We start from the raw sequence: 16,763 nt of genomic DNA on the forward strand, positions 1-16,763 counted from the left end.
AAATTTTCCTTTTATTTTAAATATTTAAAATATAATTAGTAATATATGACTAATTTGAGTCATTTTAAAAAGTTTGAATCAGTTCTTTAGCAACAAAAAAAGGCGTCTAAAATTTAGACGCCAAGCAAAGACTATTAATTATTACTAATTCTTTGCCTTTATTTGTTTCAATACTAACTGTCTTATGGACATAGTATTGAATAGGAGAGCCGCAAGTATATAAACCAATACTCCTGTTATTACTTGAACTATGATCATAACCAATCCAAGTAAATCTCTGATCCACCATAGTGTGGAGACCATCACCAATGTAGATAAAAGTATTTTCATAAAATCTGCAATGGGAAACGGGATTGGATCGATTTGATAATGAACAAGAATCCACGCACTCACTACAGCAATTAGATATGCCACTACTGTTGCAATGGCAGCACCTTCTATCCCCATGAGTGGAATAAGCAAGAAATTCAAGATTACATTTACAACCGCCGCCACAACAACCGGAATTATCTGTAGTGCAGTTTTCTTCTTTAAGTGAAACATAATATCCACACAATATAACTTAAAACCTTTTAACAATGCACCGACCACTATAAATGGAATTAGCTGTAATGCATCCGACCGGAATGCTTCCCCTAACAATAAATCTGCAATGTTAGGTGCTAGCACAATAAATCCACCGGCTGCAGGCATGGCAATGAAGAACAGCAAACTAATATTCTTTTTTACCTGTTCATACGCAGCAGCTTCCCCTTTATCTTCCATCATTCTCATTGCGATAGGAAATGCTGCCAAGTTAATAATCATCATCAACGTAAATACAGATTGCTCCGTCAGATCATACGTTACAGAATAAATTCCAGTGTCACTTGTTGTTAGTAAATATTCAATGATTAGACGATCAGAATTATGTATGATGACACTAAGCAAAAGGGTTAACGTAAGAGGTGTACCATATCGAGCAAATTCTTTAATCATTGATTTATCAAATTCTTTAAAATCCAGCTTAAATTTCCACGTTTTGAATGTAGGAAAAAAGATCGCACACCAGAAACCGAAAATTATCCCCAATAATAATCCATGCTCTCCAAAACCAAAATAAATAAGGGATGTTCCGAAAATAAATCCAAGTAACGCCCGGGTAAAGGCAATAACTCCATATTTCATCGGTTTGAGTTCCGCTCTAGCTAATGAGAGGTTCATGCTATTCCAAGATTGTGACCACGAAAGCAGCAGGACAAAACCCATAAATAAAGGAGATATCTGCTCATTTCCAAAAAACACAAGAGTGAACACAGCTAAAATTGCAGTAATAATCATGATTCCAATAAAAGAAATTTTAATTGTCTCAATCACTTGTGGAGTTTCCCCATACTTCGGGTAAAATCTTAGTAAACTTAATCTCAGCCACTCAAAAACAACAGAATTCATTACTGTTGCTATGGCAAATATCAAAGCATATGCACCATATTGAGCAGGGCTAAGCAAATTTGTATATACCGCAATACTTAAAAACCCAATCAGCGAAGGTACGCCATGGGACAGCAAATACGCAGCTGCATGCTTTGATAACATTATCTGTTCCCCTTTTTATTTCTTACTTAGAACTCAGTCTCTTTGCTAACGTTCGAGTTGTGATGAGTATATTTTTGGGATCCAGCACAATACCCGCCAATGTCCAAGGTACTGATTGAATGGCAAGTCTCCAATTTTTCGCACCAAGCGCATTTAAGAAAAGCTGCGATCTTACACGGTGGTGTACCTTAGGCAGCTTATGAATATCCTCTTTGTATTTACTGTAAAATTTGAGATTCCCCGATAATTTCTTATCAAAACTCTTCGATATATTATCAAGATTATCTACTCGATATAGAGTCAGAGATTCAGGAATGTATTCCACTTTGGCTACTTCAGTTATACGTACATACAACTCTAAATCCTGATAAGAAGAAAAGTCTTCATCCAGCCCGTTGATACTATGTAATAAATCTGTGCGAACGGCTACAGCACTATATGTTCCAATCCAATTGGTATACAAAAGGTCATTACGGATCCAACCAGTCTTCCCATATGCATTTGTTTTGAGTTCTACCTTATTATTAAAATCATAATACGTAAATGCAGAGTAAATTAACCCTGTTTCACCATCAGACTCTTTAATCTTTTTATAAAATAATTCGAGTTTATTCGCTACCCATACATCATCGTCGTCTAGAAAAGCTACCCATTCGCCTGTTGCGGTAAAGATGCCTTCATTTCTAGCTCCTCCGCCACCCTTTTTCCGAGTATTCTTTTTATAGATGATCCGGTCGTCACCAAGTCCCCTTACGACAGCTTCAGTATCATCTGTCGAATGATCATCGATAACAATTATTTCAAAATCATCATATGTTTGTTGAAGAACACTTTCAATTGCTTCTTTCATAATATCTGAACGGTTATAGGTCGGAATAATAACCGAGAAGAAAGGTTTCGCATTCATATTATTAGCTCCTTTTTTCTGATTCCCATAGAAACACATTATACAGGGTATTATTTTGATAATCCAATTTTTCTAAATGATTGACTTAATATAGGATTATTATCATAGCTACGAACATGGAGAATGGAGAATTAGTTTAAGTTTTCTCCAGACTTTAACAATCTATGCTAGATGATGGAGACGGTAGGCGATAAAACACGAAAAAAGACCCCACCGAAAGTGAGGTCTTTGCTATTTTTCATAAATATGGAGACGGTGGGAATCGAACCCACGTCCAGAAACATCGCCACTTAAGCGTCTACGAGTGTAGTCAATATATTAGTATTTCGCTGGACATTCCGCCTATTGACTGGCATCCTGGCAGCTAGCCTGATTGTTCTCTTCCTTTGACCTCAGACGGCGATCTCCGGCGTAGCCCACTTAGAGTGAGTCCCTGATCCTACCACATGGGCGATGGAGGGAGGAACCGCTATAGACTGTTATTAAGCAGCTAAAGCGAAGTTGTTGTTTTCTTTGCCAGTTATTATTGGCGTTGACGTTGATGACGAGGACGATCCCCCCGACTCGCAACTCAAGCTCGAACTATCCCTGTCGAATCCGTAACGTCCCCTCGATATAAAAGTCTGTTGAGATTTTACGTCAACAAACAACGAGGTTCTACGGGAAAGATAATGAGCTAACAAGTTAGCTATTCAATTATCAAAGTGCCGCCGTTTCAGCGACAACCTTATTATAGCATACTCACATAACTTTGCAATTGTAAGTTACTGTAAAATACCCTATACTATTCCTTCTGACGCTCACGGAATGCCCGCTCGATGTCACGTTTTGCTTCTTTCTTCTTCAAGTCTTCACGCTTATCATACTTCTTTTTCCCTTTACCTAAACCGATCAACAGCTTGGCATAGCCATTTTTCAGATAGATTTTTAAAGGGACGAGCGCATATCCCTCTTCCTTCGTCAATCCGATCAACTGGTTGATCTGTTTGCGGTGAAGAAGTAGCTTTCTTGTACGCAAAGGTTCATGGTTGTAGCGGTTCCCTTGCTCGTATGGACTGATATGAAGATTGTGAAGGAACACTTCGCCGTTTTGAACGCGTGCGAATGAGTCTTTCAAGTTGGCGCGTCCTGCACGCAGGGATTTGATTTCTGTACCCTGCAGAACCATGCCGGTTTCATATGTCTGTTCGATAAAATAATCGTGGTTGGCTTTTTTGTTGGTGCTGATAACCTTGCCTTCCCCTTTTGGCATAGCGTTCTCCCCCTTCTTGCGGTAGTGAATATTTTACCAAAAATGCTGGTTATGTACAAGAAGGAAGAGCCGTGTTGCGGGCTCCTCCTTCTTTAAAGCTTATTTCTTTTTCTTTTTGGTACGTTTCTGCTTTGGCGCATTCTCAAAGAACTGCTTCTTATTCTTCTTTTTGTTGTTGCCACCGCCGCTACCGCTTGGCTTCTGCGTGCTCCAGCCGATTTCGAACGTATAGTCTTCGATGTCGTTTTCCTGCTTGCGTTTCTGGCTTCTGCCTTTTGCAGGCTTTTTGCGGTCTCCGCTTTGGATGACCCTTGGCGCGGTCTTTGTATCTGGACGGCGGGTCCCCTTCATTCCGACCACTTCAAAGTCGATGGAACGCTCATCCTTGTTCACGTTCACCACACGGATGGATATCTCATCCCCGATTCGGTACACCTTGCCTGTACGTTCGCCGATCATTGCATAGTGGCGCTCATCATAACGGTAATAGTCATCAGTCAGATAGCTGACATGGACAAGTCCCTCGATCGTATTCGGCAGCTCGACGAACATCCCGAAGTTGGTGACAGAGCTGATGATCCCATCATATTCTTCGCCGATTTTATCAAGCATGTATTCCGATTTCTTCAGATCATCCGTCTCGCGCTCGGCATCAACTGCACGGCGCTCCATGTTGGACGAATGCTCCGCGATTTCCGGCAGCTTGTCGCTCCATTTTTCCTGTGTCTTCTGATCAATTTTCTTTTGAATCAGATACGTACGGATCAGACGGTGGACAATTAAGTCAGGATAACGGCGGATCGGTGACGTGAAGTGGGTGTAGTATTCGGTGGAAAGACCGAAGTGACCCAAGCTTTCCTCATCATATTTCGCCTGTTTCATCGAACGAAGCATGACTGTCGATACAACCATTTCCTCCGGTTTGCCTTGCACCGCTTCGATAACTTCCTGAAGGGCGCGCGGGTGGATTGCATTGCCTTTCCCTTTTACCACATAGCCGAAGTTTGTGATGAATTCAAAGAAACGTTGCAGCTTTTCTTCCTTCGGATCCTCATGGACGCGGTAGATGAACGGTACATTCATCCAATGGAAATGCTCGGCAACCGTTTCATTGGCAACAAGCATGAATTCTTCAATGAGCTTTTCCGCAACAGAACGCTCACGAAGGACAACATCAGTCGGAGTTCCTTCCTCGTCCACCAATACCTTGGACTCTTTGAAATCAAAGTCGATTGCACCGCGCAGCATCCGCTTTTTGCGAAGAACGGCTGCCAGCTCTTCCATCAACTGAAACATTGGAACCAACGGCTCGTAACGTTCAATCAATGCTTCATCCTTGTCGACCAGGATTTTATTCACATCCGAATACGTCATTCGTTCCGTTGTCTTGATCACACTGTGGAAGATTTCGTGTTTGACGACTTCCCCAGCGTTATTCAATTCCATTTCACATGAGATCGTAAAACGGTTCACCTGAGGATTCAATGAGCAGATCCCATTGGATAGACGGTGTGGAATCATCGGGATTACACGGTCCACGAGATACACACTCGTTCCGCGCTCCTGTGCTTCCTTATCGATTGCCGAGCCTTCAGTCACATAATGGGTCACGTCCGCGATATGGACACCCAATTTGTAGTTGCCGTTATCAAGCTTTGTGACGGTTACCGCATCATCCAGGTCCTTCGCATCTGCACCATCAATCGTCACGATCATCTGGTCGCGCAGGTCACGGCGATCACCTATATCTTTTTCGTCAATTTCATCCGGCGTCGCATTCGCCTGATCAAGCGCTTCTTTTGGAAACTCCTGTGGCAGGCCATGCTTATGGATGACAGAAAGTATGTCCACTCCAGGGTCATTTTTATGCCCAAGAATCTGGATGACTTCCCCCTCAGCACTTAATCGCCCTTCCGGATACGTTACAAGCTTCACGACCACCTTATGGCCTTCCACCGCTCCGTTCGTTGCACTTTTCGGGATGAAAATATCATTGGCAATCTTTTTATCATCAGGAATCACAAAGCCAAAATTCTTGCTTTCGGTATATGTACCCACAATCTGTTTGACGCCCCGCTCGACTATACGGATGATGGTGCCTTCCTGACGGGAGCCCCCATCGGCTTTCCGACTGACCCTCACAAGGACAATATCCCCGTGCATCGCATTGTTCAACTCGGTTGGCGGGATGAATACATCGTCCATGCCCGCTTCCTCAGGCATTACAAATGCAAAGCCCTTTGAATGGCCGATTACTTTACCCTTTATCAGATTCATTTTCTCCGGCAATCCATAGCGGTTGCTTCTCGTACGCACTATAAGCCCCTGGTCCTCCATATGGACAAGTGCCTTCACGAAATTCTTGAACTCCTCGGAATCCTTGATCCCAAATGCCTCTTCCAGCTCCTGGGTCGTCAATGGCTTATATGCCTCTTCCTTCATATAGGATAAGAGCTTATCCACATGCTGCTGAATTATTTCTTCCATATATATGTCCCTCCTTTATAAAATGGTCTGTTAAACACCGCTGTTGATTTCCGCATTAGGCTGCGCTTTCCGCGGGGCGGTGCTGGAGCCTCCTCGGGCTTCGCCCTGTGGGGTCTCCAGCCTACCGCTATCTCCCGCAGGAGTCTTCGCCTATTGCTCCAATCAACTGCTAGATTCTACTAAAAAATGCATTCGCACTTTTCTTCCCTACTATTAGTATTACCAATCCAATGATTCCAAAAACTCATATACATCCTCATGCAGCTGATCGCGCTCTTTATCGAGTGTAATCACATGCCCGGACTCCTCGTACCATTTGATTTCCTTGCTATCCGATTCCACTTCATTGTAGATGATGTTGGCGCTGTCGGTGTTGATCATATTATCATGACGTGCCTGGACCACAAATGTCGGAGAGTAGATCATATCTACATTATTCCGCACCTCGGCGATCAATTCCTGCAAGGCCTTCAACGTGCCCATCGGCGTTTTCTCGAATTCCTTCATCTCTTGTTCGATCTGTTCAGGGGATTTCCCTTCGCGTCGTTTCCATTCTTTTGCGTACTCCAGAACACCGCGATACATGATCTCTTCACTCTTGATATACATAGGCGCACACATAGGCACAATACCCTTGACAGGAACAGTGTAACCTAATTTCAGAGAAAATACGCCTCCCAGGGAAAGACCCACGACCGCAATACTTTCATGCCCGCGATCCTTCAGGTATTGATACGCCTCCATGACGTCCTTCCACCAATCTTCCGGGCCAGTATGAACCAATTCTTCCGGTGGCACCCCATGCCCTTTATATTGCGGTGCATGGCATGTATATCCCCGCTTCTCCAGATAACGCCCCATCATCCGGACATCCGCAGAATTCCCTGTGAATCCATGCAACATCAGTACAGCACGCTCGCCACCCTCAAATGTAAACGGCTTCGGCAACTTTATATTCATTTAAAACCTATCCTTTCTATGTATACTATCTATAGTATGCTACTGTAATTAAAAAAACAGATACATTTGGTCTAGAAAGAACATTTTACCATAATCGGGTGTGAATAGCTTTTGAGGGGGATTGTTATACGATTATATGAAATCGGGAGTGCATTCGAACCTTCACATGATTTTTAGAGGGTATGTCAAAAACAAATGTTCAAAATGTTTGTTTTATTCCCATTTTCGACAGAAAAAGTAAATTTAAATTATTTTTCTACTTTAAAAACCACACAGTTTTACTATACAAATTCATTGTTTTTTCCTCCTATTTATTGTAAATCATTGATTTTATTCCTTTAAGAATTTTTTTGAAATAATTATCCCTTTTCGACATCAATCAGCAACATTCCAAAAAAAGTTAATTTATAATAAATTTGGAGTATAGGAAGGACAACGGTCATAATACGAAAGTTGTATATCAAAACAACAGTCAAAGGCAAACTTGTTGAAAAACAAGGACGCAAAGTCAACAGATCTAATGTAGTTGTGTAACTATTATGATGGCTGGGCTGCCTGAAATACCAAAGTATTTTAGGAGGGAAAAGGATGGAGAAGGTAGCGTTTAATTTAACTGAAAATTTAGACAAGGAGTGGGTGGAACTGATCGGCGATGCCCTTGAAATGGGTATTAGTACGGAAGAAATTAGAGATTTTCTACATAATAACACTAACTCTTCATATAAAAACCTCTAATTAGTAGGAATTATTACGTAATTTTGTTCTAAATATCTAACAATCCCTTCGTTATATGCTATAATAATGCATGATAGGAAGGTGAAAGCCATGATTGGTGAACGAATTAAAAAATATAGAGAACAAAGAAAATTATCTATGTCAGAACTAGCAGATCGCGCTGGCGTAGCAAAGTCATACTTAAGTTCCATTGAAAGAAATTTACAATCGAACCCATCAGTTCAATTCTTGGAAAAGGTGTCATCAGTTCTGGGTGTGTCGGTGAATACCCTTCTGCATGATAATGATGAAAAAGAAAACCTTGATCGTGAATGGGCAACATTAGTTAGAGAAGCAATGGATTCCGGAGTAACAAAAGATCAATTCCGTGATTTCCTGGAATTTAATAAATGGAAGATTAATCAGGATAATAAAAAGTAAGTGCCCTTCAAAATGGCACTTACTTTTTTGATGTAAATGTAATAACATTCAATTCCGATGTATTAAACAGCCTGAATTTCATGAAAGGCAGTGTATCACTGCTCCCCAATCCGGTACTGACATATTGCTTGATCCCTTTGTATTCCCAAAGCCCCTTCACCCTATCCTGAGGCGGAAAGAGCCCATTTCTATCGTAATAGGCTTCAGGTATAAAAATCGCACCATAAAAAGGAATTCTAAACTGCCCACCATGATAATGACCAGCTAGAAGCAAGTCAAATTCCCTCATGTTATAGTTTGGATCACTATTAAGCAAATCGATCCTGCGATCTACTACAGGATAATGATTCAGCGCAATCAGGAGATCCGTGTCCCCTTCGTCCAACACCATATTTTTATTAAAATTTCCCAACTGCATTCTAATATATGGAGAGTAATCTCCATCCACATTTGTATCCCTATATGACGCGATCCTTTTCTCACTAATAATGGAGCTCTCGAAATCCACGATCCGGATAACCGATTCTCCAAGGTGAATGGCATAATTACTCTCAAGAAACTGGACGCCTCTCTCCTCCATTCCCATGATAAACTCGTCTTTAACTATTTCGCCTTGTTTTATAAGATAGGGAACCGGATCCGCATTACCAGGGACAAAAAGGGCGTGTTCTTTATTTTCTATTCCTTCAATCAGTTTATAATAAGGGGCATAATTGCTACTTTTCTTGCTGTTTAGCATATCTCCTGTAAAAACAATGGCATCATATTCTAAAGAGTTGATTTTATCGATCAGCCTTTTTTGATTATTTCCGAATTCCTTCTCATGCAGATCTGTTACTTGAAGGACAGTAAAACCATCGATTTCCTTTGCTAAGGAATCTACTACAATTTCTTCATGTACAATTTTAATCCGGTTATTATCAAAAACTATATACACAATCAGAAAAACTATTAATAGTAATATCACTTTCTTCCTATTAACCCTTTTCATAACACCTCTCCAATAAGGTTACTTCTTCCGAAATAATCTCTCTCTACCATAGCCCATCCAATTTACTACCTCCCGAACTGAATGATGCGTTTTATCATAGCTGAGAAATTGATAGTCAATAAAATCCAAGTATTTTTTCATTTTGTTGGGTTGAGTATCCTTTACAACTGGGTGGGCATCCCACCACATAAACATTCTTCTCTTCGGAAGTGAAATGAAATGATCCAAATTTGGAAAATGAAAAGAAACGATTGATAAAGTACGGATTATTCTCTTCATGGTTTGATGTTTTTTTGCGACAGTCAAAAGTTCTTGATAATCCATCTCATTATCTAACACTTCAGCCACCTTGATTATATCCAGAAAATATTTTGGTGAATCCATATTATGTCTCCAACCGTGGAGGCAGATGAAATAAAATGTATGAAATCGCGATAATTCTTTCACATACCGATTCCCCTCTGATGGAAGCGCATGATTCCAGAATCCGTCGATATCTATATTTGAAGTCTTCTTCCAAAGAAGATCCCAGTGCAACTCAACGGTCAAGGGAATGGATGATCCAGGTACAGCTTTACTTAAACTGATGTGAAAGTGGTCACTTATTTCCTTCTGTTCCATGCAGAATCCTAAAGATTTCACAATTTGGACTGCTCCAGTCAAGTCCTGTACTTTTATTAGCAGATCGATATCAGATGTTGCTCTCGCCCCAAGATCTCCATAATATTTTTCCGCAAAGAGAGTTCCTTTTAACGGAATAACCTCAATACGGCTCTCTTCAAAGCACTCCAGGATTCTCGTTTGTTGATTTTTGATATACAAGTTTAAAAATAAACTCTCCTGATAAAGTTGTCTTAATCCTTCCTGGAAGAATATCGGGGTGTCCCCCAGAAAGCCTCTTTCTTTTAATAAGTAATATACCTGAGGGGAGACACCATCTTTTTCTATCACACTTAAAGTGTTTTCGTAGTTTCCCTGGTCAGGCAACGGAAGATTGTTTCCTTCATATATTTTCTTTATAAAAGAAATGCTCAAGTTTCTTCCCTCTTCCTATACTAAATGCAAATCTTTTGATTCCTCTTTAAAAGAGTGATTAAGCTTTTTATACAAACCAGGCTCATCCAACAGCTCCTCATGGCGACCATATTGGACGATTTCACCTTGATCCATTACTAGTATTAAATCTGCATGCTGGATGGTGGATAAACGATGGGCAATCACAAGCGTGGTCCTGCCCTCCATCAGCACATCCAAGGCAGCCTTTACCTGATATTCCGTTTCATTATCAAGTGCAGAGGTAGCTTCATCCAACAAAAGAATCGGCGCTTTTTTCAACACAGCCCTCGCAATGGCAATCCGCTGCTTCTGGCCGCCGGATAATTTAATTCCCCGCTCCCCGATTTCCGTATCATAACCTCTCGTTAAGGATTGGATGAACGAGTCAATATTGGCAATCCGAGCTGCCTCTTCCATTTCCTCTTCTGTCACATCTGGCCTTGCAAGCATCAGGTTTTCCCTGATAGTCCCCTGAAAAAGAAAAGTATCCTGGGATACATGGGCAATTCGACTTCTTAGCTCCGCAATCGTAAACTCTTCAATGCTTCTTCCACCAATAGAGATTTCTCCGGATTGTGGTCTATAAAAGCATTGTAAAAGATTAAACAAAGTGGATTTACCCGCTCCCGATGGTCCAACAATAGCGATCACTTGCCCAGCCGGTATATGCAAATTGAAATGCTCAAACACTTTTTGATTTTCATCATAGCTGAAATGGATATCTTTGAATGTGATAGCTTGCAAACCCCTATCGTCTGGCCTCAAGTAGGTTGGCAGTTCTTCACAATCTGGCTTTTCCTCCAAAACCGTCACAACACGTTCCACTGCAGAAATAGACCTTTGGAAACCGGCCCATTTCCCTGCCAGCTCTGTCAACGGATAGACCAGATGATTCACAAGTGTCACAAAAATCAGCAATGAACCTACCGTCATGACACCCGTTGATACGAAATAGGCACCCACACAAAGGGTAGCTATATATGTTAAAGAACTTACTAACTGTGAGCCGGAATGAAACCAGCCCCTTAGCTTGGCATTCTTCATTTCCAATGAATACAATTCTTGATTTTGTTTCCTATAATTCCTATACAACAGCTTTTCCAATGTAAAGGACCTGACAGTTAAAAAGCCTTGAAAGGATTCATTTAAGAAGCCGTTCATTTTGGCAACTAAATGATGAATCTCCCTGCCATTATTCCGTAGCAATATGCCAAAGAAGGCACCGGAAACAATTGCGGCCGGGGCAACAAGCAAACTGATCATAGACAGCTGCCAATTGATCTGGAATAAAAATATAAAAACGGTCAAATAAATTAATGGAAGATAGATAAAATTGATTATATTACTGCCAACTACACCATCAATACTATTAATATCATTTGTAAAATGGGAAACAAGTTCTCCGGAAGAACGGTTTGATGCAGTAGAAGCCGGAAGCCGTAATACATGTTGAAATACATGATTTTTCAAATCCTTTTTTACTCCATATGTTGCAATCGCTTCAAAATAAATATAAATGAATCCCGTAACTATACTAATTAACGTAATGGAGATTCCTATCGGAACCAACCATCTAATATCATTAAAATTGCTTTGCACTGCTGCATCTGCAATATTTCCGAAAAACCATGCAAATCCGATGGTCAACCCAATATCAACCAAAAGTAGACTAAGCAGAATCATATATGCTTTCTTATTTTTTTTGATAAAAGGGGACAAAAGTACAAATGTTTTTTTGATATCATTCACCGAGAAGTATTGGCTTTTTAGTTCCATTAACCTTTGTTTATAACTTGCGATCATCACATCACTCCAAATCGGGCAGCGGTTTTGTGCTTCAAATATAGTCTGATCACAGTGGAGACAACAGGGACTGACTGAACGAAATGTCCCCAAACTTTCAAAGAAAAATTGTCAAGATGTATATTCTTATCGTTTCTTTTTATATACATCAGCTTTCCTAAAATGTGGGTCTGTTCAATGGGAGGATCAAATCCAAGATTACCATCACCCTTACATATAACACGAGTATTATCCATTTGAATTAATCGATGAGCAACAAAGCTATTGGAAGGGGTGGAAAAAAGGATGACATCCCTTTTTTTCAGCTCGGAAGGATTACAAGAGGAGAATCTGCAAATGTCTCCTTCTTTAATGAGTGGATACATGCTCGTACCGTGCGAGGGAAGATCGATCCACCCTTTTTTAAGCAATACCTCTCTTACAATGGAGACGATCCTTTCATCTTCAGGAAACATTCCTGATAACCCCACAATTCTCAAGCTGCTTGATAAAGTCCTCTATTTCCTCTTTTTGCACGACACCTGAACTATGAAAGTGCCTTTCTACAGAGTCCACGATACTCTCCACTGTCTGAGCTTCACTTAGGATGGACCAACAGAACCCACCAACCTGATTTATTTTCGTTACCGTAAAATTCTCCGTATTTAGAATGATCCACTCATCATCTAATTCGGTGGCTTCACAACCACTACTTTGAATATATTTCCTGCTCAAGAAATCACCTCCCAGAATTTATCGTTCTTTTGAAAATATAAGTGATGAACAGGTGTCAGTTTTACCAATTTTTTTAACAGCGCTATTATTTTTTTCGTATCCTCTGCTTCCCGTGACCAATAAAATACCTTATCCATCAGCTGGAGGAAGGCATCTGATTTTTTTATGGCATGCTTGTGAATATCATGGGATTGGTGGAGCAAATATATCCCCTCGACAGGAGAATATTCCGTAAGATTGGTAGGCTTAATCTCACTTCGGAAGGGAGAATGATAAACTGTCGATACCCCCTTATCAATTTTTACGATGGCAGCTTCATCCGAAAGGATGGTTCTCGGCATAGACAGCATTGCGGAAGTCGATTTACCGGCCCCTGACTGTCCCGCAAAAATAAAGCCCTTACTATCATTGACTACGGCGGATGAGTGTATCAACAACCCCCAATTGTGATAAACAATGAAAGAACTATATAGGTTCATCATGGCATGCTTCAAGGCGAGGTCATCGTGGAAGTAAAGTTTTGCCACCTTATAATCGCTGTCCACGGTTATTTGATAATCTGACCGACGGAAAGTGATTTTTCCATTTTCCCGAAAGTTATCCACCTCATAGTTTATAAACGATGTACCATAACCACTTTCAAGATAGATCAATATATCCGGTTTGACTCGTTTGTTCCCCTTTAGAATCTCATACTCTTCTTTGAACTTAGCTAGAATATGCGTATATGGACTGAGAAGTTTCATGTGGTGCTCGCCAATTTTCACCTGCAATGTTTTCATGGTTAAGCCGCCTTTTTGAAATGATGTCAGAGCCAAATGACAAATTGGCTCTGATTGTTTTACTCAACAATTACCTTTCTTTTGCTGCCCAGGAGGACATCCACCACTGCCTGGAGGAGCACCTCCACCTCCCGGCGGACCTCCATTCCCATCTCCTGGAGCTCCTGGAATTCGGCCTTTTCCTGGATTCCAGCTTTGAGCCGTTTCAAATCTTATTGGTTGATGCAGCAATACTTTTGGGGCTACATACACATCGGTATTCATATATTTATCTCCTCTTTTAATTCTTTATTAAGAACAGACAAGTTGCTAGGTGGCTTCTATTTTCATCCCTTTAGTAACTTGCCTTCATCTGGTTCTTCAGCAATTTACTGAACACACTTTTTCTCTCTTCGGCAAGTTGGCCAAACTCGCCTCGTTGGATAATGAATCCATTCTCCATCACTATAACCTGATCTGCATTCCTTATTGTGGATAATCGATGGGCAATAACAATGATCGTCATTTTCCCCTTCAGCATCTCCAATGCATGCTGGATCTTGGATTCATTTTCTGTATCAAGGGCACTTGTCGCTTCATCGAGGACCAGGATGGAAGGCTTTCTTAATATGGCCCTTGCCAGCACAAGTCGCTGCCTTTCCCCACCGGAGAGTTTAATGCCACGGTCTCCGATCACGGTGTCGAGTCCATCCGGCAATTTCCTTACAAATTCTGCTGCAGATGAAAATTCAAGCGCTTCCCATACTTCATCCACAGATGCGCCCGGTTTTACCAACAATAAGTTTTCTCTGACAGTCGTATTGAATAAAAATGGATCCTGGGGTACATAACTAATTGCTCTTCTTAGGGAAACAAGCCTGTCGCTTGTAAGCGGGATCCCGTCTATAAAGATCTCTCCATACTCGGGTTGATTCAATCCCATCAACAAATCAATTAATGTACTCTTCCCGGCTCCGGATTTACCAACTACCGCTGTCATCTGATTGGCAGGGATATGCAGGTTTATGTTGTTAAGGGCAAATTCAGGTTGGTCCTTCCTGTATCGAAAGAAGACATCTTTACACTCCATGCTTGTATGAACTTCCATCGGTCTAATATCATCAGCAGCTTCAGTAAATTCCCGGGCATTTCTCGACTCATTCTGGATGGCAATCACCGCTTTAAATGCAGGAATAGTGGTAGCCAATTGTTCAAGGGAGCCCTGTATCCCTGCCACCCTTGGCCATAGCCTGGAGAAGATGACAATGATGAGCATCAATTGCGTAACCTGAGCATTAAAGAGCACAACACCAAGGTAAATAAAAACGGCAATCAGAACAGCAGAAGCGATTTTATAATACAATTGGGATTTTGTTTTGAGTCTCGTATATTCAATCTGCTCATTTTGCATCCGTTCGGTGATATCCTGATACCAAACCATTCTCGAGTCTTCCAATGTATTACTCTTAATATCTTTGATTCCATTAATCTGATCTGTGATTCCCGCCAAATAACTTCGGCCCAAGTCATAGTTGCGCTTCCCTAATTCCATCGACCATTTTAAAAACTTTCGATTCAGTAGAACAAGAAAAATCCCACTAATCAGAATAAAACTTGTTATAGTCGGTGAAAGCATCAAAGCTAAACCTATTTGAATGACAGTAAAGATCAAGGAAGAAGCAAACTGCAAAAAGGAGCTGGTGCCTGCACTTGCTCTGGCAACTTCCGTCGTCATAAAATTGATCAAGTCCGACTTACGATTTTTGATGAAGAAATCCCAGTTTGCGTGTAAAAAGGAATCATACGTTTGCACCCGCAAATGCCTAAAAAAACCTTGCTGGATAATTGCATTCCGAATCGTAATCTGCCTGTGGACAATATTGTGGGCAACAACAATCAGCACATAGATTGCCAATATCCCAGGCAACCCTAAGAATGCAGCAACACCTTCTAAATAGTAAAGGACACCTCCTAATGGCGTCCCTGCTGCTTGGAAATTAATGATCCCCGTCATGTTGATCATCGGAATTAAAAGAAGAATCCCGATCCCATCCAGCAAACCGATGATAACCATCGAAATCATATTAATATATAGGATCTTCCCCGCGTAGTGATGGATCTTTGTGAGAAAATAGCGGAACTCCTTCATGTAAATCCTCCTGACATATTAAGGGCCTTATTTTTCAGCTTTCACAATTAAATTCCTCAGTCCCTACACTGAGAGGGGGTAAACATCTAAAAAAGGTTTCATTTATATCTAAAATTTCAAGATGCGGTTTCTCCCACACTTTCATTTGATATGCCTCCTTAAGTTTTCGCCAATTTTTTTAATGCTTCTACCTTCTTCGTATCATTCATCAACTTTTCTACATCAAAGATTACGGCCATTAGGGATGTGCCAGTTCCTTTCATTTCTGCTTTCGATTCTATTGCAAGACCAAACTTCATTTGCATCATCTGAAAAAACCTTTTTTCCATAAGCCCTATATAAAATTTAGGCCGATAGGTTAAAATATGGTCCTCAAACACATGGAAAAAATCAGTGAAATAACCTTTATGCTGAAATTTTTCACTTAAACATAATTTATCAATTTCCCACACTCGATCTTGGTATTGTTTTATTCCCTTTAGTTCTGAAAAGCAGTATTTACCAGGTCCTTCAACTGTACAGTATGGACTTTCAGGATTGTATCGCAAAAACTCTATGGTCCCAATTATCTTTTTCTTATGGAAAAAAGGAAATATTTTATCTTGGAGTAAAAGGAGATTATAACGAATTCCTTGTGGGTCATATGGGTCGTTCATCCAATTATTTTGCTTGCAGATATGCTCCCACATGCTCTCGAAGGCTTGCTGTTGTTGGAAATTTTCAACTCTTTCATACATGTATAACCCGCCTATTCAAAGTATATTAAGTAACCCTTCTCCAAAAGTAAAAGGGTTACAATTTGATATTAACTTTCTCCACTTATAGGTTCGCAGTCATCATCATCATCATCATCATCAGATCCGCCTCCCCCACCTGGATACCAGCCTTTCATGGTTTGGCGAATATCTAAAACATCTAACGTAGGCTTATTCCATTCGCTTTTCAATACATTC

General features: G+C 40.7%; 17 protein-coding genes, 1 other RNA gene and 1 riboswitch. Of the genes, 2 read left to right on the forward strand and 16 right to left on the reverse strand.

Features of this window, described 5'->3' with window-relative positions; all coding sequences use genetic code 11:
- Positions 1–144: 144 nt before the first annotated feature.
- From JOC95_RS00390 to JOC95_RS00415, 6 genes are all read right to left on the reverse strand, one after another.
- A complete protein-coding gene (locus JOC95_RS00390) occupies positions 145–1,575 on the reverse strand; it encodes an oligosaccharide flippase family protein (protein ID WP_204412409.1) in 1,431 nt (476 codons plus the stop codon).
- A gap of 22 nt (positions 1,576–1,597) precedes the next feature.
- Positions 1,598–2,482 (reverse strand): glycosyltransferase family 2 protein, encoded by an 885-nt coding sequence (locus JOC95_RS00395; RefSeq protein ID WP_204412410.1) that lies wholly within the window; start codon positions 2,480–2,482, stop codon positions 1,598–1,600.
- A gap of 244 nt (positions 2,483–2,726) precedes the next feature.
- Positions 2,727–3,092, reverse strand: a transfer-messenger RNA (tmRNA) gene (gene ssrA, locus JOC95_RS00400).
- A gap of 174 nt (positions 3,093–3,266) precedes the next feature.
- Positions 3,267–3,734 carry an SsrA-binding protein SmpB gene (smpB, locus tag JOC95_RS00405; RefSeq protein WP_204412412.1) on the reverse strand — a complete coding sequence of 156 codons (468 nt, stop codon included), beginning with the start codon at positions 3,732–3,734 and terminating at the stop codon, positions 3,267–3,269.
- 99 nt (positions 3,735–3,833) lie between these two features.
- On the reverse strand, positions 3,834–6,221 hold the full coding sequence (gene rnr, locus JOC95_RS00410) for a ribonuclease R (RefSeq protein ID WP_204412414.1): 2,388 nt from the start codon (positions 6,219–6,221) through the stop codon (positions 3,834–3,836).
- 219 nt (positions 6,222–6,440) lie between these two features.
- Positions 6,441–7,181, reverse strand: a complete 741-nt coding sequence (locus JOC95_RS00415) for an alpha/beta hydrolase (RefSeq protein ID WP_204412416.1) — start codon at positions 7,179–7,181, stop codon at positions 6,441–6,443.
- A gap of 467 nt (positions 7,182–7,648) precedes the next feature.
- Positions 7,649–7,740, forward strand: a riboswitch (cyclic di-GMP riboswitch).
- A 29-nt stretch (positions 7,741–7,769) separates the two neighbouring features.
- Between JOC95_RS00415 and JOC95_RS00420 the strand changes: the two genes are divergently transcribed.
- Positions 7,770–7,916, forward strand: a complete 147-nt coding sequence (locus tag JOC95_RS00420; RefSeq protein ID WP_204412418.1) for an anti-repressor SinI family protein — start codon at positions 7,770–7,772, stop codon at positions 7,914–7,916.
- Positions 7,917–8,006: 90 nt separating this feature from the next.
- Positions 8,007–8,336, forward strand: a complete 330-nt coding sequence (locus JOC95_RS00425; protein WP_204412420.1) for a helix-turn-helix domain-containing protein — start codon at positions 8,007–8,009, stop codon at positions 8,334–8,336.
- Between the two features lie 19 nt (positions 8,337–8,355).
- Here JOC95_RS00425 and JOC95_RS00430 read toward each other — a convergent pair whose 3' ends face one another.
- The 10 genes from JOC95_RS00430 to JOC95_RS00475 all read right to left on the reverse strand — a co-directional run bounded on the left by JOC95_RS00430 (position 8,356) and on the right by JOC95_RS00475 (position 16,756).
- A complete protein-coding gene (locus JOC95_RS00430) occupies positions 8,356–9,327 on the reverse strand; it encodes a metallophosphoesterase (protein ID WP_204412422.1) in 972 nt (323 codons plus the stop codon).
- A gap of 18 nt (positions 9,328–9,345) precedes the next feature.
- Complete coding sequence (locus tag JOC95_RS00435) at positions 9,346–10,362, reverse strand: nucleotidyltransferase family protein (RefSeq protein WP_204412424.1); 1,017 nt, start codon at positions 10,360–10,362, stop codon at positions 9,346–9,348.
- 15 nt (positions 10,363–10,377) lie between these two features.
- Positions 10,378–12,186, reverse strand: a complete 1,809-nt coding sequence (locus JOC95_RS00440; protein WP_204412425.1) for an ABC transporter ATP-binding protein — start codon at positions 12,184–12,186, stop codon at positions 10,378–10,380.
- Complete coding sequence (locus JOC95_RS00445; protein ID WP_204412426.1) at positions 12,186–12,641, reverse strand: S24/S26 family peptidase; 456 nt, start codon at positions 12,639–12,641, stop codon at positions 12,186–12,188. Before JOC95_RS00445 ends, JOC95_RS00440 begins: the two co-directional genes overlap by 1 nt.
- The gene (locus JOC95_RS00450) at positions 12,631–12,900 is read right to left on the reverse strand and encodes a PqqD family protein (RefSeq protein WP_204412427.1); all 270 of its coding nucleotides are present in this window, start codon (positions 12,898–12,900) and stop codon (positions 12,631–12,633) included. The genes JOC95_RS00445 and JOC95_RS00450 overlap by 11 nt, the downstream gene beginning before the upstream one ends.
- The gene (locus JOC95_RS00455) at positions 12,897–13,682 is read right to left on the reverse strand and encodes a hypothetical protein (protein WP_204412428.1); all 786 of its coding nucleotides are present in this window, start codon (positions 13,680–13,682) and stop codon (positions 12,897–12,899) included. Before JOC95_RS00455 ends, JOC95_RS00450 begins: the two co-directional genes overlap by 4 nt.
- Before the next feature lie 334 nt (positions 13,683–14,016).
- Positions 14,017–15,810, reverse strand: a complete 1,794-nt coding sequence (locus JOC95_RS00460) for an ABC transporter ATP-binding protein (RefSeq protein WP_204412429.1) — start codon at positions 15,808–15,810, stop codon at positions 14,017–14,019.
- A gap of 34 nt (positions 15,811–15,844) precedes the next feature.
- On the reverse strand, positions 15,845–15,955 hold the full coding sequence (locus tag JOC95_RS21655) for a paeninodin family lasso peptide (protein ID WP_204412430.1): 111 nt from the start codon (positions 15,953–15,955) through the stop codon (positions 15,845–15,847).
- Positions 15,956–15,968: 13 nt separating this feature from the next.
- On the reverse strand, positions 15,969–16,547 hold the full coding sequence (locus JOC95_RS00470) for a hypothetical protein (protein ID WP_204412431.1): 579 nt from the start codon (positions 16,545–16,547) through the stop codon (positions 15,969–15,971).
- A 68-nt stretch (positions 16,548–16,615) separates the two neighbouring features.
- Positions 16,616–16,756 (reverse strand): paeninodin family lasso peptide, encoded by a 141-nt coding sequence (locus JOC95_RS00475; protein WP_204412433.1) that lies wholly within the window; start codon positions 16,754–16,756, stop codon positions 16,616–16,618.
- Positions 16,757–16,763 lie beyond the last annotated feature (7 nt).

The sequence above is a fragment of the Sutcliffiella tianshenii genome (assembly GCF_016908565.1).
In the GTDB taxonomy this organism is placed as follows: domain Bacteria; phylum Bacillota; class Bacilli; order Bacillales; family Bacillaceae_I; genus Sutcliffiella_A; species Sutcliffiella_A tianshenii.